Consider the following 18,690-nt stretch of genomic DNA (forward strand, 5'->3'; position numbering starts at 1 on the left):
TAGGAAACCCGAAATTCAGGGTTCCCCATGCCAAAGCGCACAGACATCAAGTCCATCCTCATCATCGGGGCTGGGCCGATCATCATCGGCCAGGCCTGCGAGTTCGACTACTCCGGAACGCAAGCCTGCAAGGCGCTGAAGGAGGAGGGTTACCGCGTCATCCTCGTCAATTCCAATCCGGCGACGATCATGACCGACCCGGAACTGGCCGACGCCACCTACGTGGAGCCAATCACGCCGGAAGTGGTCGCCAAGATCATCGAGAAGGAACGCCCTGACGCCATCCTGCCCACCATGGGCGGGCAGACGGCGCTCAACACGGCCCTCTCGCTCAACAAGATGGGCGTGCTGGAGAAGTTCAACGTCGAGCTGATCGGCGCCAAGGCCGAAGCCATCGACAAGGCCGAAGACCGCGAGCTCTTCCGCGACGCCATGAGCAAGATCGGGCTCGAGAGCCCGCGCTCGATGTTGGCGAACGCCTCAAATCTCAAGGAAGCCGACCGCGAAGCATACGCCGCCGAAGTGAAGCGGCTGGCCGGCGACGAGGGCAAGGTTGCCGCCTTCGAAAAGGAATGGGCGGCCGGCGAAGCCGACCGCCAGAAAAAGTATCGCGACCGCGCGCTGGTCGAAGCCTTCGAGGCCATGCTGGCGATCGGCCTGCCCTGCATCATCCGCCCGTCCTTCACGCTGGGCGGCACGGGTGGCGGCATTGCCTACAACCGCGAGGAATTCCTCGACATCGTCGAAAAGGGCCTCGATGCCTCGCCCACCTCGGAAGTGCTGATCGAAGAGTCGGTGCTGGGCTGGAAGGAATATGAAATGGAAGTCGTCCGCGACAAGGCGGACAACTGCATCATCGTCTGTTCCATCGAGAACATCGATCCCATGGGCGTGCACACGGGTGACTCGATCACGGTTGCCCCCGCGCTCACGCTCACCGACAAGGAATACCAGGTGATGCGCAACGCCTCGATCGCGGTGCTGCGCGAGATCGGCATCGAGACAGGCGGCTCGAACGTGCAGTTCGCGGTGAACCCGAAGGATGGCCGCCTGGTCGTCATTGAAATGAATCCGCGCGTCTCGCGCTCCTCGGCGCTGGCCTCCAAGGCGACGGGCTTCCCCATCGCCAAGGTCGCGGCCAAGCTGGCGATCGGCTACACCCTCGACGAACTCGCCAATGACATCACCGGTGGTGCGACGCCCGCGAGCTTCGAGCCTACCATCGATTACGTGGTGACCAAGATCCCGCGCTTTGCCTTCGAGAAGTTTGCCGGTGCCGCGCCGCTTCTCACCACTGCGATGAAGTCGGTGGGCGAGGTGATGGCCATTGGCCGCACCTTCCAGGAAAGCTTCCAGAAGGCGCTCCGTGGCCTCGAGACAGGTCTCTCTGGCCTTGATGAGGTCGTCATTCCGGGATTGGGCGAAGGGGATGACCTTGCCGCCATCCGTGCCGCCCTGGGCCAGCCCACGCCGGACCGCCTGCTGAAGATCGCACAGGCCTTCCGCCATGGCGCCACGGTCGAACAGATCAATGCCTCGTGCCACTACGAGCCCTGGTTCCTGCGTCAGATCGAAGAGCTGGTGCGGATGGAAGATACCATTCGGAACAAGGGCTTGCCGCGTGACGCTGAGAATTTGCGCAAACTCAAGGCAATGGGCTTCTCGGACCAGCGTCTGGCGAAACTGGTGGGCCTGAGCGAGGCCAAGGTCGCTGCCCACCGGCGCAAGATCGGTGTGCGCCCGGTGTTCAAGCGCATCGACACCTGCGCTGCCGAATTCGCCTCGCCCACGGCCTACATGTACTCGACCTACGAGACCGGCCTTGCCGGCGGAGACGGCAACGAGGCGCAGGTCTCCGACAAGAAGAAGGTCATGATCCTGGGCGGCGGACCGAACCGCATCGGGCAGGGGATCGAGTTCGACTACTGCTGCTGCCATGCCTGCTTCGCGCTGCATGACGCGGGCTACGAGTCGATCATGATCAACTGCAACCCGGAAACGGTCTCGACCGACTATGACACCTCGGACCGCCTCTACTTCGAGCCGCTGACCGCCGAGGACACCCTCGAGATCATCCATGCCGAACAGAAGCGCGGCACGCTCCACGGCGTGATCGTGCAGTTCGGCGGCCAGACGCCGCTCAAGCTGGCGGGCCCGCTGGAAGAGGCGGGGGTGCCCATCCTCGGCACCACGCCCGATGCCATCGATTTGGCGGAAGACCGTGACCGCTTCGCCAAGCTGATCAGCAAGCTGAAGCTGCGCCAGCCTGAGAACGGCATTGCGCGCTCGGGTCCGGAGGCCAAGAAGATCGCCCGCAAGATCGGCTTCCCGGTGGTGATCCGCCCGTCCTACGTGCTGGGTGGCCGCGCCATGGAAATCGTCCGGGATGAGGTCCAGCTCGACCGCTACATCACCGAGGCGGTGGTCGTTTCGGGCGACTCGCCCGTGCTGATCAACTCCTACCTCTCCAACGCCACGGAAGTGGACGTTGACGTGATCGCCGACGGCAAGGATGTCTTCATCGCTGGCGTCATGGAACACATCGAGGAAGCCGGCATCCATTCGGGCGACAGCGCCTGCTCTCTGCCGCCGTTCTCCCTCAAGCCCGCGCTCATCACCGAACTCGAAGAGCAGGCGAAGAAGCTCGCCATCGCGCTCAAGGTCGTCGGCCTCATGAACGTGCAGTTCGCGGTGAAGGACGATGTCGTCTACATCCTCGAAGTGAACCCGCGCGCCTCGCGCACCGTGCCCTTCGTGGCCAAGGTCATCGGCGAGCCGGTGGCCAAGATCGCCTCCCGCGTCATGGCGGGAGAGTCGCTCGCCAGCTTCAAGCTGAAACAGCGGAAGCTCTCGCATGTGGCTGTAAAGGAAGCGGTTTTCCCCTTCAATCGCTTCCCCGGCGTGGACGTTTTGCTTGGACCCGAAATGCGTTCGACCGGCGAAGTGATCGGCCTCGACCGCAACTTCGACATGGCCTTCGCCAAGAGCCAGCTGGGTGCAGGCATGCGCATTCCGCTGGCGGGCACGGTCTTCGTCTCGGTGAAGGAAGCGGACAAGTCGCGCATCCTTCCGGCGATCAAGACGCTCTCGGAACTGGGCTTTGCCATCCGCGCCACGGGCGGCACCCACAGCTATCTCGAGAGCAAGGGCATCGCCTCCAACAAGATCAACAAGGTCCAGGAAGGCCGCCCGCACGTGGTCGATGCGATCAAGAACGGCGACATTCACCTGGTGCTGAACACCACCGAAACCAAGTCGTCCGAATCGGACTCGAAGTCGATCCGCCAGACGGCCGTGATGCAGAAGGTGCCTTACTACACCACGCTCCGCGGCATCCTCTCGGTGGCGAAGGCCATCGCCGCCCACAAGGCGGGAACGATCACCGTGAAACCCCTCCAGGATTATTTCAGGTAAGTGCCATGACCCAGAACCTCCAGAAGATGACGAAGCTTGCGCGCGCCGATCTCTCGATCCCGCCGCTCTGCCTGGGAATGACGGCGCTTGCCGACATGCCGGACACCTATGGCTACGGCGTCGACGAAGCCCGCGCCATGCGCACCCTGGAAGCCGTGTTTAACGGTCCGATCGCCTTCATCGATACTTCGCGCAACTACGGCCTCGGCCGCAGCGAGGAGCGCATCGGCAAGGCGATCAAGGCCCGGGGCGGCCTGCCCAAGGGCTTCCTTATTTCCTCGAAGCTCGACCGCAACATGGACACCCTGAATTTCGACGGTGCCCGCGCCCGCCAGTCGGTCGAGGAAAGCCTGAAGGCGCTCGGCGTTTCGCAGATCGACCTGCTGCATCTCCATGACCCGGAATACGCCTCCGACCTGAAGGACGTCACGGGGAAGGGCGGGGCGGCCGAGGAACTGTTCAAGATGAAGGAAGAGGGCCTGTGCAAGGCCGTCGGCCTTGCGGCTGGCCGCACCGACATCATGATGCCGATGATGCGCGATTTCCATTTCGACGCGATCATCACCCACAACCGCTATACGCTGCTGAACCGTCACGCCCTGCCGATGCTGGAACTGGCGAAGTCGCGTGACATCACCGTCCTCAATGCCGCTCCTTATGCCAGCGGCATTCTTGCCAAGGGTGCGGCCAAGGCCCCGCTCTTCGCCTACATGCCGGCGGGCGACGACATCAAGTCGAAGGCCAATGCCATCGAGGCGCTCTGCGCCAAGCATGGCGTGGCCATGGGCGCCGCTGCCCTGCAGTTCTCCATGCGCTCGCCCTACGTTGCCTCCACCATCTGCGGCGTTTCCTCGCCCGAGCGGGTGCAGCAGACCATCGACTGGGCCAACCAGGTGATTCCCGACGCCCTCTGGAAGGAGCTGGAAGCCCTGCCGTTCGACATGGACGACCCGGAAGCCAACCGGATCTACAAGCCCGCCTGAGCGTTAACGCTGCCAGGCCTGCTTTTGCCACCCCTTGCAAAATCAGCTGGAATGAGCCACATTGAGGAATACCCGGCGGGCTGAGATGCCATTTCGCCGGGTGTTTTCTTGTTCAGGTTGCCCGCCGGAAAGCCTTGCAAATCAGGGCGGGCGGACCCTTGCCGGATGGAAAGTACGATGATGGAAAAAGTGCCGATGACCGCCGATGGCTACAACGCCATGATCGATGAGGTGAAGCACCTCAAGTCGGTGGAACGCCCGCGCATCATTCGCGCCATCGAGGAAGCACGCGCCCATGGCGACCTCTCGGAAAATGCCGAATATCATGCCGCCAAGGAAGCCCAGGGCTGGAACGAAGCCCGTGTGGCCGAACTCGAGGACAAGATCAGCCGCGCCGAAGTGATCGACGTCTCGAAGCTTTCGGGCGACACCGTGAAGTTCGGCGCCAAGGTCACCCTCATCGACGAGGATACCGAAGCCAAGGTGATCTACCAGATCGTGGGCGACACCGAAGCCGACGTGAAGAAGGGCCGCATCTCCATTTCCTCGCCCATCGCGCGCGCCATCATCGGCAAGCGCAAGGGCGACAGCGTTGAGGTGGCGACCCCCGGCGGTGGCAAGTCCTACGAGATCGATAAGGTCGCCTGGGGCTGATCGCCCCTTCGCAATCGCACACACAGCTTCAGCGTCAACCTGCCATCTTGATTTGGGTCAAGGCAGGCACTGCGCCTTTGCGGCATCAGACTCCCATGCTCTTTCTGCGGAGGCTGGTGTCATGAAGAAGATTCTCTGCGCAACCGATGGCACGTCCCACGGTGAAAAGGCCGTGGCCTTTGCCGCGCGCATGGCGTCGCTGGAGAAGGTGCCTCTCGCCATCTGTACCGTGAACGTGATGTCGGGCGGCATTCGCGGCCCCGCGGTCTATGCCCATTCCGACCGGGAGGTCTCGAAGCTTCTCACTGATGCGGTCGCGATGGCGCAGAGCCTCGGCGCCAAGGATGTCTCGGCCATCGAGCTTGATGCCCGCGAAGTTGCGGCCTCCATCGTCTCATATGCCAACCGGGAAGGCTTCGATCACATCGTGACGGGAACGGGCGATCCGCGCGGCGTCAAACGACTCGTGCTGGGCTCGGTCGCTGCATCCGTTGCCGCTTCCGCCGATTGCCCGGTCACGGTGGCGCGCTAACGCATCGTGCGAGCAAGTGGATTCCACTTGCGAAGCGAAAGATGCGTTAAAACAAAAATCTGGCGCAACTTTCCTCTCTCAAATCGTTCCGATTTGATCGTCCGTTGCGCTAACTCGTCCGTCTCGCGTAGCGCTGCGCCGCCCAGAGGATGAGCCCTGCCAGCAGGCCCCAGAAAGCCGCACCGATTCCATAAAGCGTGATGCCCGAGGCCGTGGTGAGGAAGGTCACGAGGGCGGCCTCGATGTCGCGCGGTTCCTTCATCATGGACGAGATGCCGCCCATCAACGGACCAAACAGGGCAAGGCCTGCAATGGCCGTCACCAATTCCTTGGGCAGCGCCCCCAGCATGTGCACGAAGGTGCCCGCCGCAAGCCCGAAGATCACGTACAGCAGCGTATAGGGATAAATCATCTTCCAGCGCTGGGCGGGATCGGGGTGTGCATCCGGGCCCGCAACCAGTGAAGCGGTGATCGCCGCGAGATTGATGGCGTGGCTGCCGAACGGCGCCGAAAGAATGGATCCCGCACCCGTCACCAGCAGGCAGGCGCTCACCGGCGGCTGATAGCCATTCGCCCGGAGCACCGCGAAGCCCGGCAGGTTCTGCGACGCCATGGTGACGAGATAGAGCGGAATGCCGAGGCTCACCATCGCCTGCAGGTTCCACGCCGGAAGATCGAAGGTGAGGGGCGTCACGGCGAGCGTGATGCCACCCGAGAAGGCGCCGGCAAAGGCCGCAAGAATGAGGCCCAGCGCCACCACGATCGGCACCGCATACATCGGTATCAGGAAGCGCAGCACGAAGAAGGCGAGGATCAGCGGCACGACCAGTGCCGGCGCGTTGAGCGCCGCCGTGGGTACGCCCAGCACATAGCGCAGCAGCACGCCCGCGAGCATGGCGGACGCAATGCTCGCCGGCATGCGCTCGATGGCGCGGGCGAGCGGCGTGATGACGGCGGTGAGCACGGTGAGCGCGCCTGCCACGATGTAGGCGCCGATCGCTTCGTTCCAGGTGATGCCGGAGGCACTGGTGGCAATGAGCACGGCGCCCGGCGTGGACCACGCGACCATGATCGGCATACGATAGCGCACAGCGAGAATGAACGAGGTGATCGCCATGGCGAAGCAGAGGACGGCAGCGACCGAGGCCTGCTGCGCCGTATTGGCGCCAACCGCGCGTGCGCCTTCGATCACGACGAGAATGGTGGAGGCAAAGCCGATGATGACGGCCGCCTTGGCCGACGAGATGAGCGAGGCCCAATGGGCCTTCTGCGGGGTGACGGCCTCGGTCATGGCAGGGGAACTTCGGGCTCGTCTTTCGCCACGTGCAGGATGAGCGAGGTCTTCACGCTCTCCACGTTCGGCGCCTTGGCAAGCGCGCCCATGACGAAGGCCTGGATCGATTGCAGGTCGCGCGCCACGCATTTCAGGACGAAGTCTGCCCCGCCCGAAACGGCATGGCACTCGCGCACGATGGGCCAGCCCTTCACCCGGCGCTCGAAGTCGGCCATCTCGCTTTGCGCCTGGCTCTTCAACCCGACGAGGGCAAAGAGCTTCACGCCATAATCCAGCATCTCGGCGTCGAGCTGGGCGCGGTAGCCCTTGATGTAGCCCGCCTTCTCGAGGGCCTGTACCCGGCGGAGCGTGGGCGGCGGTGAAAGCCCCACCCGGGCGGCCAGTTCGACGTTGGTCACGCGCCCATCCTTTTGGAGTTCGCGGAGGATTTTCCAGTCGATGGTGTCGAGCTTCGCCATGGCTGGGGGTTCTATAGCAATAAAATTTCGTGGGGGAAGGAAAATGCAAAAGAAAAGCCCCGGATCTGGGTCCGGGGCTGAGGTTTCAGGCGTGAGGGAGTCGATCGGTTTGCAGGGGATCGGGGCGCCTGAGTCGGGAGAGAAAGGTGAGGAACCGGGGTCAGCCTGGGGTCTGGCGAGGGGGCGGGTTGATCAGGCCTTGTGGCTGGGCCCCGGTTCCTGCATCCGCGTTGCCGTCCAGCACGCGGATGGTTCGAATGGGTTATTCCTCCGAGCAATCCTCGACGGCGCATTCTTCAAGGACGATGGCGCCAAACTGCGGGAAAGCCTGGTTTTTCTCGACGATCGTGACGTTGGCCGGGTTGGAGACCTTGCGCTCCGGAGCGATGTTGGCAACGGCGGTGGCGGCAGAGCCGATCACGGCGAGTACGAAGAGTGTGTAGCGGATCATGTGAACCTCCCTGGTTCGATTATGGGAGGACCATAGCGGGGGCTTCAGGAACCCACGCTGAATGCGCCGTTCATCTGCCGTTTAGATTGGGGCGGGCGAGCGGGATGATTTTCCCGCCGGGCTGGCCGGCCTTGTCGAAGGCATCGACCCAGTCCATCGCGATCCGCAAAGGGGCGGGTGGGGAGAACAGGTAGCCCTGGCCCATGCCGATGCCGAAGCCCTTGAGAAGATTGAGGGATGAATGATCCTCGATGCCTTCGGCGACGATCCGGATATTGAGGTCGCGTGCCAGCGCCGAGGTGGCCTTGATCACCGCCCGGCGGCGGCGGGCGTCGTCGCTGTCGCCGGAAAGACCGCCGACGAAGCTCTTGTCGAGCTTCAGCATGTCCACCGGGAATCGCTGGAGGTGGCCGAGGGAGGAAAATCCCGTGCCGAAATCGTCGAGTGCGATCCGGGCCCCCGTGGCGCGGAGGCTGGCGATCATCGCGCCCACGTCCTCGTCCTGTCGGAAGAGCGCGGTTTCGGTGATCTCGAAGACCAGTGCGTTGGCAATCTCGGGCGCCGCCTGCAGGCGGGCCACCATGCCGGAGATGAATTCCCGGGTGAGCTGTTTCGGCGACAGGTTGATGGCGAGGAAACGGCCGCGGCCACCAAGCGTCGCATGCTCGCCTTCGGCAATGCGCACGCCTTCGCTCAGGCACCAGGCCGAGACGGCGCCGATGAGCCCTGCTTCTTCGGCCGTGCGGATGACCTCTGACGGCGGCACCACGTCGCCATTGCTGTGATCGAGCCGCAGCAGCGCTTCGACACCGACGGGCTTCAAGGTTTCGAGATCGACGATGGGCTGGAAATGGAAGCGGAAGGCCTGCTGGGCCAGTCCTTCGCGGATGCGGCGCACCAGCCTGTCGCGGCCCACCACGCGGGCGGTGAGATCGTTGCTGTAGCGCGAGACGCAGTTCCGGCCTGACTGCTTTGACTGGTACATGGCGAGATCGGCCAGACGCAGGATGTCGTCGCCGTCATTGCTGTCGGAGAAATTGGCGATGCCGATCGACGTGCCGACGACGGCGCTGGCTTCGCCAAGACGGAAGGGCTTTGCAAAGGCCTCGATGATGCGCTCCGCCACAACGGTGGCATCGTCTTCGCTGTGCATGCCGCCCAGCACGATGGCGAATTCGTCGCCGCCAAGGCGGGCAAGGAAGTCCTTGCGGTAGACGCAGTTGCGCAGGCGGCCCGCGGCGGCGCGGAGCAGCTGGTCGCCCGCTTCGTGGCCGAGGGTATCGTTCACGCTCTTGAAGTTGTCGAGGTCGATGAAGAGCAGGGCGCAGCGGTTGCGCTCCGTGGCGTTCACGTTCTTCAGTTCGGCGAGATGCTCGAACAGGCCCTGGCGGTTCGGCAGATGGGTGAGATGGTCGGTGACGGCCTGGCGGCGCAATTCGACCTGCGCTTCCTTGAGGCCGCTGATGTCGCTCAGCACGCAGAACTGCGTGCCCTGGTTGGCTTCGATGTCGGGCACGACCGCCATCAGCACGTCGCGGCGCATGCCGTCCTTGCAGGTGAGCGTGAAAGGCAGGTCGCGGAGCGGGCGCTGCGCCGTAATGATCATCTCCTCCGAGGCTGCGAAGTCATCGCCTTCGGTGACGGAGAGAACATCGCGCATCGGCGTGCCGATCAGTTCCTCGCGGCGATAGCCGGTTTCGTCGAACCAGTGGCCGCTGGCCGAAATGATCCTGCCGGTGTTGTCGACCGAGAACATCAGGGCCGGCATTTCGTTGTAGATGTAGTCGAGGCGGCGCAGCGCCTCGGCATTGCGCCGTGCCTCGGCGTCGATCTTGTCCTGCATGTCGTTGAAGGCGAGGATGACGCTGCCCATTTCATCATCGGGGACCACCTCGATCTTGGTGGGCTTGCCGAGAAGATGGGTGGTGCGGATCGCCTGCAGCAGCGCGTGTACGGGCCGCCCCACGGTCAGGCGGAAGGAGAACCAGCTCGCCGCTGCGGCCACCAGCAGGCTGCCGAGGAGCGACAGCAGCGTAAAGATGCGGAACAGCTGGCTCCGCGATTCCAGTTCGGCGAGATTGTAGTGAACGCGCAGCAGCGCGCCCGGCTGGATGCGGACGGGTGCCTCGGCAATGGCGGTGCCTTGCGTATCGCGGCATCCCTGCCGGATCGGGGTGGCGGTAATCATCCGCCCGTCGCCATCGAAAAGCTGGGCGCAGGAAATCGCCGGGTCGGACATGAGCAGGGTCAGGATGGCGCCCTGCGCCTCCTTGATGTCACCCTGGGGAAGCGTGTTCAGCACACCCGCCGTCCGGAATGCGAGATTGCTCACCCGCACGGCAACGCCGGTGCGTTCATCGCCAAACGTCAGTGTGCTGAGGAGATAGAGGCCGCAGGTGGAGGCCAGCAGGAAGGCCGGCAGCAGCAAGCGCAGGAACCGGCGGAGAAGCCGGGTCGTGCCGGCGGAGCCGGGCGTATGGTGCTTTGCCGTTTTCACGTGTTTTGCTGCACTGTCCCTGCGCTGCGGCGTGAAGCGCAGCGCGTCAGGCCGCACACTCGCCCGGAAAGGTTAATCGGCTCTGGAACGGCGCTGCTTTCAGGAGATCAGAATTAAAGTTGTGTGAGCAAAACGGGCGTTTCTTGATTCAACTGATTGAACCAGCTTCACATGAAAAACCCTGGACCACGAGGGTCCAGGGTGTTGCCGGAAACGGATCTTTTGCAGGGGATCGGGGAGTCACGGCAGGAGAAACAGGGTGAGCCGGGGCCAGCTTGGGGTCTGGCGAGGGGGCGGGTTATCAGGCCTGTGGCCAGCCCCGGCTCATGGGATGCCGGATGATTTTGTCATCCGGCGAAACTTCATTCTTCAGAGCAATCCTCCACGGCGCACTCTTCGAAGACGAGCGGACCGATCACAGGGAACGCCTGATTCTTTTCCACGACCGTGATGTTTGCCGGGCGCACAATGTTTGCACCCGGATTGATCGCGGCAATTGCTGTCGCCGCAGAACCGGCGATGGCCAGCACGAGAAGCAGATACTTCATCATCAGAACCTCCTTTCGGTTCGCGTCCGTTGAACTTGGAAAGTGCTTGTAAGGTTCCCGCATGCAACCGGTGCTGAATGCCGCATTCATTTTCCGTTCAGATATGGAACCCTTGTGCACGTCAGAAAATCTTACGTGCCTGCGTTGAAAGATCGTGCTTTTCTGTGGTCTTAGGGAGTATGGGTCATGTCCAAAGAGTTGCACTGGATGTCCGCCACACGCTTGGCGAAGGGGTTCAAGAAATCCGAATTTTCGCCCGTTGACGTGGCCCGGAGCTGCCTCGCCCAGATCAGGACGCACGAACCCAAGCTCAATGCCATGTCCCTCGTCGACGAAACGATGACGCACGCGATGGCACAGGCGAGCCACAAGCGCTGGAAAAAAGGCGAGCCGCTGTCGCTCATCGATGGCGTGCCGGTGCTGATCAAGGACCTGCTTCTGGTGAAGGGCTGGCCCACGCTGCGCGGCTCGAAGACCGTCGATCGCAATCAGCCCTGGGACAATGACGCGCCGTCGGTTGCTCGCCTGCGCGAGGCGGGCGCGGTTTTTGTCGGTCTCACCACGACGCCGGAATTCGGATGGAAGGGTGTGACCGACAGTCCGCTCACCGGCATCACCCGCAATCCGTGGAACACCGAGATGACGCCCGGGGGTTCGTCCGGCGGTTCGGCAGCTGGCCTCGCTGCGGGATACGCGCCGCTGGCGCTGGGCACCGATGGTGGCGGCTCGATCCGTATTCCCGCAGGCTTCACCGGAACCTTTGGTCACAAGCCGTCGTTTGGGCGCGTGCCCGCTTGGCCGCTCTCACCCTTCGGCACGGTGGCGCATGTCGGCCCCATGACGCGGCGTGTGAAGGATGCCGCACTGCTGATGAATGTCATCGCGCAGCCCGACAACCGCGACTGGTTCTCGCTGCCCTATGATGGGGCGGACTATCTGAAGGGCCTCGGCAAGGGTGTGAAGGGACTGAAGATCGCCTACAGTCCGGCGCTTGGTTACGTCGATGTGAACCCCGAGATCGCAGCACTGGTGCGGAAGGCCGTGGAGACGCTCGCTGATCTGGGTGCCCATGTGGAGGAAGTGGATCCGGGCTTCAAGGACCCTGCCGAGTGCTTCCGCGTGCTGTGGTTCTCGGGCGCGCGCAGCATTCTCGGGCAACTGCCGCCGGAGAAGAAGGCGCTGCTCGATCCTCCGCTCGCAGATGTGGTGGAGCAGGCAGCCTCGATCACCGTGCAGGATGTCTTTGATGCCAACAGGGCCCGCGGCGCGCTCGGCACGCAGATGCGCCTCTTCATGGAAAAGTATGACGCGCTGCTCACGCCGTCATTGCCCATCGCCGCCTTTGGGGCAGGGCTGTTGCAGCCGGCGGACCCGGACAATCGCGGCAAGTGGGTGAACTGGACGCCCTTCACCTATCCCTTCAACCTCACCCAGCAGCCGGCGGCGAGTGTGCCCTGCGGCTTTACTGCGGCCGGCCTGCCGGCCGGCCTGCATGTGATCGGCCGCATGTTTGACGATCGCACCGTGCTCCGCATCTCCGAGGCCTTTGAAGAGGCGACCGACTTCCACAAGGCCGTGCCTGCGGGATTCTGAGCCGGAGGATTGCGCCGGACACAGTTTCATGATGAGGAGAGCGGATGAAGCTCCTGACCTGTCCGCGCACCGGCGCGGTTGAAGCCATCGATGTTGCAGAGCCCACGGCGGGGCCGGGCGAAATCCTGGTGCGCATGACGCTTTGCGGCGTGTGCGGCACCGACCTCATGAAGGTCTATGATGCCGATACGCCGAAGCCGGTGCAGCTCGGCCACGAGATCGTCGGCCGCGTCTCGGCCGTGGGGGCTAGCGTCGCGCGGTTCCGCGTGGGTGAGCGGGTGGCGGTTGCGCATCACGCTCCTGACTATGGCTCGCACTATGCCCGCCGCGGCAGCCCGACACAGGACCCGCAGTTCAAGAGCAGCAATGTTGCGCCGGGCGGCTTTGCCGAGGTGATCCGTGTGCCCGCCGATCTGGTGCCGCACACGGTCGTTCCCATTCCTGATCATGTGAGCGATGAGCGCGCCGTCTTCATGGAGCCGCTGGGCTGCTGTCTGCGCGCCATGGACCGTGTGCCGCTGCGTGAGGGCGATACGGTGCTGATCGTCGGGGTTGGGGCCATCGGTCTCCTGTTTCTGCCGCTGTTGCGCGACCGCAGCGTCACGGTGCTTGTCGCCGACACGCGGGCCGAACGGCTTGACGTGGCGGCAGAGTGGGGCGCAAGTGCGGGCTTCCTCGTGGGCCGCGATGACGTGGCCAAGGGAACGAAGGCTGCCACCGGCGGACGGGGCGCCGATCTCGTTCTGCTCACCGCCACCAATGCCGCGACCATTGCGCTCGCCCTCGACAGCGTGAGGGATGGCGGCGTGATCCTGCCTTTCGGCGTGAAGCCCGGCATGATGCCGCCCGTTGATCTCTGGCAACTCTATCGCCGCGAAGTGAGCCTCGTGACGAGCTACTCGGCCACACCCGAGGGACTTGCCCGGGCGATGGCCATTCTCGCGCGGCCCGGCTACGCGCTTGAACAGACCATCAGCCACCGCTTCCCCATCAGCGAGGCAGGGCAGGGCTTCGCGCTTCTGCACGACATGAAGGCGTCCAAGGTGGTGGTGACGGGCTGACGCGCCCGTTCAGGCGGCAGGCCTGCGCTTGAGCGCTGCTGCTTCGGCCCCATGGGGCGGATTGGCCAGCTTCGCGGCGAACCAGATCCCGGCCACCACGGCGACATAGGCCACGAGCTGGGCTGCGGTCGGTGCATCGGCATAGCCCACCAGCACATGCAGCACGCGCCCGGGCATGCTGTTTTCCGAGAGCAGCCACGACGTATCCCACACGGTTTCGCCGAGACGCGTGATGACGCCCGCCTTTTCCAGATAGCTGACGCTTTGCGCCGCCATGCCGGCGGCCAGCAGCGTGATCAGCCAGTTCGTGACCCGGAAGAAGTGGCGCATGGGAATGCGGAGCAGGCCCTTGAAGGTGAGGAACGAGACGACTGCGCCCGCGGCAAGGCCGAGAACGCCGCCGGTCAGGAGAGAGAGCGCCGTTTCGCCTCCTGAAACGGCAACGCCATAGAGGAAGAGAACGACCTCGGAGCCTTCGCGCAAGACCGCCATGCCGACGATGACCGACAGGGCCCAGAAGGAGCGCTTGCCCGCGGCTACGTCCTGACCGGCCTGCCGCACTTCGGCGGCCATCTCGCGACCGTGGCGCGCCATCCAGATCGTGTGCCACGCAAGCATGGCGACTGCCGCGGCGAGCACGCCCGCATTGAACAGTTCCTGCCCGAAGCCCTGGAAGGCGTTGGAAATGGTGCTAGTGAAGAGGGCAACGAGACCTGCGCCCAGAAGCCCGCCGAGAATGCCGAAGACGATCCACGCCCGGGCGCCTGCAAGGTTGCGCGCGATCGCCCAGACGATGCCGACGATGAGGCCGGCTTCGAGGACTTCGCGGAAGACAATGATCAGTGCACTGAGCATTCAGCTCTCCGGGCGGGACTTTGTATTTATTGGACGATGATGTAACCCTTGGCTACATCTTCCTGAAATTCGTCAACAAAAAGGTACTTGCCGGGGGGCATCGCCTTGACGTTGACGACGATCTCGGAATTTCCCGCCGCCACCTTCTCGATCTTCAGCTCCTTGGCCTCGAGTTCGACGGGGGCGGCGTTGCCGTTCTTCAGCCTGATGACGAAGGCCGTGTCCTTTGGAACGCGGATTTCGGTGGGCTGGAAGGCGGCATCCTTGATCGAAAGCTCGTAGGTCTTGGCCTCTTCGGCCTGCGCCAGCGACGAAGCGGTGGCAAGGCCGGCGGCGATGAGGACGGCACGGGCGAGAGGGGCAAACGGGGTGGCGCGGAACATGGCACGCAATCCTTTTCTGACTATGCTGATCGGATATACCTTCATTCCCGACATGTCAACTCAGGAAAAGAAAAAGATGTGTTATTACAAAGGTATGGAATCATTCTAATGTGCCGTCAGGTCCGCTGGCCGGGCCCACGCGTTCAAAGTTTGGCGTAAGCTGTTGCAAGGGCAGGGCAAGTTTCGGCGTTCATGCTGGATGAGAAAGAGCGAAATCATGGATGACGGACGAACCATTGGGGATTCACTGGCGGGAATCGACGCCGAGGCCTGGCGCCTGCTGGAGCAGGGCGCGGCTGATCCGCAGTCCGGCTTCCACTATGTGACGCTCGCCACCGTGAGCCGCACCGGCGTGGCCCAGGCGCGCACCGTGGTACTGCGCGCGGCGGCCGTCGCCGAGCGCATGCTGGAAATCCACACCGACGTGCGCAGCCCCAAGTGGGCCGAACTCGCGGAACAGCCGGATGCCACGGTGCTGGGGTTCTGCAACACCACCCGTGTGCAGCTTCGGCTGCAGGGAAGTGCCGTGCTCTTTTCACCGGAGAGCGATGTGTCCCGGAAAGCCTGGCAGGGCCTTTCACCCACGACCCGCAGCACCTATCAGGGTGGCCCGCCCGGTGATGATCTCGTCTTCACGCCTGCGGCGCAGGCTGCGGCGGCCGATGCGCCCGATGGCGCAGGCCAGGCCAATTTCGGCGTTGTCCGGTTCCGGGTGAGCATGCTCGATTGGTTCCGCCTGCAGCGCAGCGACAACCGTCGCGCCCTCTTCGCCTATGGCGCCGGCGGCAAGATCGTGACGCAGCTCTGGGTCAACCCGTAAGCCTGATTGGTGCGTAACCCTGTTGCGCTGGCCCGCAGCGGATTGGTTTCTTTTTTCAATGGATTACACGAAATTCCGCAGATTTCGCGTGAATTCCGGCCACCTCCTTCTGTCCTTCAGGTAATTGAAAACCGCGACGGGCGGTCGCGGCTCTGTTCGCCTTCCCGTTGCGTAGTGCTAGTCATGACAGCGACGCAGCAGCCGGCATGACCATGGACGCACTCATACTGTCTCGCATCCAGTTCGGGGCCAACATCTCCTTCCACATCCTCTTCCCTACCATCACGATTGCACTGGGGTGGGTGCTCCTGTTCTTCAAGCTGCGCTTCAACACCACTGCCGAGCGCAAGTGGATGGAGGCCTACCGCTTCTGGGTGAAGGTCTTTGCGCTCTCCTTCGCCATGGGGGTGGTCTCCGGCATCACCATGTCCTTCCAGTTCGGCACGAACTGGCCGGGCTTCATGAAGACGGTCGGCAATGTGGCCGGGCCTCTCCTTGCCTATGAGGTTCTGACCGCCTTCTTTCTCGAGGCCGTCTTCCTCGGCATCATGCTGTTCGGCGCAAGCCGGGTGCCCGGCTGGCTGCACACCGCGGCCACGGCGCTGGTCGCCTTCGGCACCACCATGTCGGCCTTCTGGATCCTCGTCCTCAACAGCTGGATGCACACTCCACAGGGCTTCGAGATGCGCGATGGTGTTGCCCACGCGACTGATTGGTGGGCGATCGTCCTGACACCTTCGTTGCCCTACCGCCTTGCCCACGTGCTGCTGGCCTCGGGGCTCACCGTCGCGTTTCTGCTGGCCGGCATCAGCGCCCTCCGGCTGCTTCTCCGGGACCGCACCGAGAGTCCGAAAACAACGCTTCGTGTCGGACTGATCCTCGCGGCAGTGCTGATCCCCGTCCAGATCTTTGTCGGTGACATGCATGGTCTCAACACGCTGGAACATCAGCCGCAGAAGGTCGCGGCGATGGAGGGCAACTGGGAAACCAGGGGTAATGTGCCGATGCTTCTCTTTGCCATTCCCGATGACAAGGCGCGCACCAACCATTTCGAGATCCGCATTCCCAATCTCGCCTCGATCATCCTGAAGCATGACCCTGATGGTGTGGTGCCGGGGCTCAATGATTTCGTCACCGCCGATGGCAAGGTCATGCATCCGCCCGTGGCCCCGGTCTTCTGGTCCTTCCGCATCATGGTGGGCGTGGGTGTGCTCATGCTGGTGGTGAGCTGGGCTGGGGCCTATCTCCTCTATCGGCGCGGCGCGGCAAACCTGCCACGTCTCTACCTTTACGCCCTGTCAGGCACGACGTTCATGGGGTGGGTGGCCACGCTCGCCGGCTGGTACACGACCGAGATCGGCCGCCAGCCCTGGCTCGTGACCGGCGAGCTGACGACCGAGTCGGCTGTTGCGAATGTGCCCGCGCCGATGGTGCTCTCCACCCTCGTGGTCTATCTGGTGGCCTATGCCGGCCTGATGCTGGCCTATACGGGCGTCATCACCCACATGGCCCGCAAGGCGGCACGCGGTGAACCGCTGCCGAAGGACGAGCGGGTGAAGGGCGCCGACGCCATGGCCATGCCTGCGGAGTGACACCATGTTCCTGGGCTTCGAACTCTCCCTGATCTTCGCCGGCCTCTTGGGCCTCTCGATCCTCATCTATGTCGTGCTCGATGGCTTCGACCTCGGCGTCGGCCTGCTTTTCCCCTTCGCTTCGGCCGAGGAGCGGGACACCATGGTGGCAAGCATCGGTCCCTTCTGGGATGCGAACGAGACGTGGCTGGTTCTGGCAATCGGCATCCTGCTGGTCGCGTTTCCGATCGCACATGGTGTGATCCTTACCCAGCTGTATCTTCCTGTCGCGATCATGCTGATCGGGTTGATCCTGCGCGGTGTTGCCTTCGAATTCCGCGCCAAGGCGCCTCCCGCCCATAAGCGCGCATGGGACTTCGCCTTCTTCTCCGGAAGCCTGATGGCGGCCTTGAGCCAGGGCTTCATGCTCGGGCTTTACATCATGGGTCTCAAGTACAACTGGTGGCATGTGGGTTTCGCGCTGGTGACGGCCGCCTTCCTCACCGTCGCCTACAGCTTCATCGGCGCCACCTGGCTTCTGGCAAAGACTGACGGTGAACTGCAGCACAAGGCCGCGCATTGGTCGCGGGGCGGAATCTGGGGCGTGGTGCTGGGCCTCGCCGCCATCTCGATTGCCACGCCGCTGGTGTCGCCGCGCATCTACGAGAAGTGGTTCCACCTGCCGGAGATGCTCTATCTCTCGCCGCTGCCAGTCGTGTCGGCGGCACTCATCGCGCTCATCTCCTGGCGGCTGGTGCGCTTTGACGAAGAGGGTGACCGCCTCGCCTGGCTGCCCTTCGTTGCCACAATCCTTCTTTTCGCCCTGGGTTTCGCCGGCATGGCCTACAGCTTCTACCCCTTCATCGTGCCCGATGCGCTCACCATCCAGGAGGCGGCCAGCGCGCCGGAGTCACTCTCGATCATCCTTGTGGGAACACTGGTCGTGCTGCCCACCATCATCGCCTACTCGGCGCTGTCCTATTGGATCTTCCGCGGCAAGGCCAAGACCCTCAGCTACGATTGAGAAGACGCGGCGAGAACCGTTTCCGCTTCGATCATGGCGGCAGGACCTTCGCCATCTATCGCTCGCCGCACGACTCCTTCCACGCGACCGATGGACTAGCCATGGGCGCACCCGCCTGTGTCAATCTCCGGAGCTATCCGGTCAAGGTCGAGGCTGGCCAGGTGATGATCGAAATCTGAGGCCAAAGCGAATGGGCTGGGACCAGGATTCGAACCTCTACGGGCGGAGTTGCGCTGCGGCCGCAGTGTTTTATCCACCACTATTTTTTCGCTCGGAAGGAAGAATGTCCCTGTCATGTGAGACGGGCTTTGCCTTCGTTGAGTGTGCGCATCACCGTCGGCGGTGGCTTTGCCAATATGTCACAACGACTCTCACATCGCTGCGTCGCCATGATTTATCGGTGCAGCAAACATTATTCTGCTCAGTATAAGTAAACGAACAAATTCAAGCGAGTTGCAGTAATGGCATAGAAATCGGTTGCGTAACTCGCAGTTGTTTGTAACGTTGGTTCATTCGTGTTTAGGCCACACGACAGTCTGATGGGCGTCATAC

Annotated in this window: 17 protein-coding genes; 10 read left to right on the top strand and 7 right to left on the bottom strand. The window is 63.2% G+C overall.

Going from position 1 to position 18,690, the window contains the following annotated elements; translation table 11 throughout:
• Window positions 1-27: 27 nt before the first annotated feature.
• From carB to QM801_RS03505, 4 genes are all read left to right on the top strand, one after another.
• Complete coding sequence (gene carB / locus QM801_RS03490) at window positions 28-3,414, top strand: carbamoyl-phosphate synthase large subunit (RefSeq protein WP_415017822.1); 3,387 nt, start codon at window positions 28-30, stop codon at window positions 3,412-3,414.
• 5 nt (window positions 3,415-3,419) lie between these two features.
• Window positions 3,420-4,397 (top strand): aldo/keto reductase, encoded by a 978-nt coding sequence (locus tag QM801_RS03495; protein ID WP_415017823.1) that lies wholly within the window; start codon window positions 3,420-3,422, stop codon window positions 4,395-4,397.
• A 177-nt stretch (window positions 4,398-4,574) separates the two neighbouring features.
• The gene (greA, locus tag QM801_RS03500; protein ID WP_415017824.1) at window positions 4,575-5,051 is read left to right on the top strand and encodes a transcription elongation factor GreA; all 477 of its coding nucleotides are present in this window, start codon (window positions 4,575-4,577) and stop codon (window positions 5,049-5,051) included.
• A 121-nt stretch (window positions 5,052-5,172) separates the two neighbouring features.
• Entirely contained in the window at window positions 5,173-5,583 is a 411-nt protein-coding gene (locus QM801_RS03505) for a universal stress protein (RefSeq protein ID WP_415017825.1), read from the top strand.
• 109 nt (window positions 5,584-5,692) lie between these two features.
• Here the strand turns inward: QM801_RS03505 and QM801_RS03510 are convergent, their stop codons facing one another.
• The 5 genes from QM801_RS03510 to QM801_RS03530 all read right to left on the bottom strand — a co-directional run bounded on the left by QM801_RS03510 (window position 5,693) and on the right by QM801_RS03530 (window position 10,834).
• Window positions 5,693-6,874, bottom strand: coding sequence for a benzoate/H(+) symporter BenE family transporter (locus QM801_RS03510; protein WP_415017826.1), 1,182 nt, complete (start codon window positions 6,872-6,874; stop codon window positions 5,693-5,695).
• A complete protein-coding gene (locus QM801_RS03515) occupies window positions 6,871-7,335 on the bottom strand; it encodes an Lrp/AsnC family transcriptional regulator (RefSeq protein WP_415017827.1) in 465 nt (154 codons plus the stop codon). Before QM801_RS03515 ends, QM801_RS03510 begins: the two co-directional genes overlap by 4 nt.
• 262 nt (window positions 7,336-7,597) lie before the next feature.
• Entirely contained in the window at window positions 7,598-7,786 is a 189-nt protein-coding gene (locus QM801_RS03520) for a hypothetical protein (RefSeq protein ID WP_415017828.1), read from the bottom strand.
• Window positions 7,787-7,856: 70 nt separating this feature from the next.
• Window positions 7,857-10,283 carry a putative bifunctional diguanylate cyclase/phosphodiesterase gene (locus tag QM801_RS03525; protein ID WP_415017829.1) on the bottom strand — a complete coding sequence of 809 codons (2,427 nt, stop codon included), beginning with the start codon at window positions 10,281-10,283 and terminating at the stop codon, window positions 7,857-7,859.
• 362 nt (window positions 10,284-10,645) lie between these two features.
• The gene (locus tag QM801_RS03530; RefSeq protein WP_415017830.1) at window positions 10,646-10,834 is read right to left on the bottom strand and encodes a hypothetical protein; all 189 of its coding nucleotides are present in this window, start codon (window positions 10,832-10,834) and stop codon (window positions 10,646-10,648) included.
• Window positions 10,835-11,017: 183 nt separating this feature from the next.
• Between QM801_RS03530 and QM801_RS03535 the strand changes: the two genes are divergently transcribed.
• Both QM801_RS03535 and QM801_RS03540 read left to right on the top strand, forming a co-directional pair.
• Entirely contained in the window at window positions 11,018-12,424 is a 1,407-nt protein-coding gene (locus tag QM801_RS03535; RefSeq protein ID WP_415017831.1) for an amidase, read from the top strand.
• Between the two features lie 44 nt (window positions 12,425-12,468).
• Window positions 12,469-13,485 carry an alcohol dehydrogenase catalytic domain-containing protein gene (locus QM801_RS03540; protein WP_415017832.1) on the top strand — a complete coding sequence of 339 codons (1,017 nt, stop codon included), beginning with the start codon at window positions 12,469-12,471 and terminating at the stop codon, window positions 13,483-13,485.
• A 9-nt stretch (window positions 13,486-13,494) separates the two neighbouring features.
• On the opposite strand, the gene QM801_RS03545 is transcribed toward QM801_RS03540, so the two are convergent.
• Together QM801_RS03545 and QM801_RS03550 are read right to left on the bottom strand one after the other, a co-directional pair.
• A complete protein-coding gene (locus QM801_RS03545; RefSeq protein ID WP_415017833.1) occupies window positions 13,495-14,340 on the bottom strand; it encodes an FTR1 family iron permease in 846 nt (281 codons plus the stop codon).
• 26 nt (window positions 14,341-14,366) lie between these two features.
• Window positions 14,367-14,723, bottom strand: a complete 357-nt coding sequence (locus tag QM801_RS03550; RefSeq protein ID WP_415017834.1) for a cupredoxin domain-containing protein — start codon at window positions 14,721-14,723, stop codon at window positions 14,367-14,369.
• A gap of 217 nt (window positions 14,724-14,940) precedes the next feature.
• Here QM801_RS03550 and QM801_RS03555 point away from each other — a divergent pair, with 217 nt between their 5' ends.
• The 4 genes from QM801_RS03555 (at window position 14,941) to QM801_RS03570 (ending at window position 18,317) form a co-directional block, all read left to right on the top strand.
• Entirely contained in the window at window positions 14,941-15,543 is a 603-nt protein-coding gene (locus QM801_RS03555; protein WP_415017835.1) for a pyridoxamine 5'-phosphate oxidase family protein, read from the top strand.
• A gap of 212 nt (window positions 15,544-15,755) precedes the next feature.
• Window positions 15,756-17,135 carry a cytochrome ubiquinol oxidase subunit I gene (locus tag QM801_RS03560; RefSeq protein ID WP_415017836.1) on the top strand — a complete coding sequence of 460 codons (1,380 nt, stop codon included), beginning with the start codon at window positions 15,756-15,758 and terminating at the stop codon, window positions 17,133-17,135.
• 4 nt (window positions 17,136-17,139) lie between these two features.
• Window positions 17,140-18,138 carry a cytochrome d ubiquinol oxidase subunit II gene (locus QM801_RS03565; RefSeq protein WP_415017837.1) on the top strand — a complete coding sequence of 333 codons (999 nt, stop codon included), beginning with the start codon at window positions 17,140-17,142 and terminating at the stop codon, window positions 18,136-18,138.
• Window positions 18,135-18,317, top strand: coding sequence for a hypothetical protein (locus tag QM801_RS03570; RefSeq protein WP_415017838.1), 183 nt, complete (start codon window positions 18,135-18,137; stop codon window positions 18,315-18,317). Before QM801_RS03565 ends, QM801_RS03570 begins: the two co-directional genes overlap by 4 nt.
• Window positions 18,318-18,690 lie beyond the last annotated feature (373 nt).

It is taken from the genome of Aestuariivirga sp. (assembly GCF_047600585.1).
Lineage (GTDB): Bacteria > Pseudomonadota > Alphaproteobacteria > Rhizobiales > Aestuariivirgaceae > Aestuariivirga.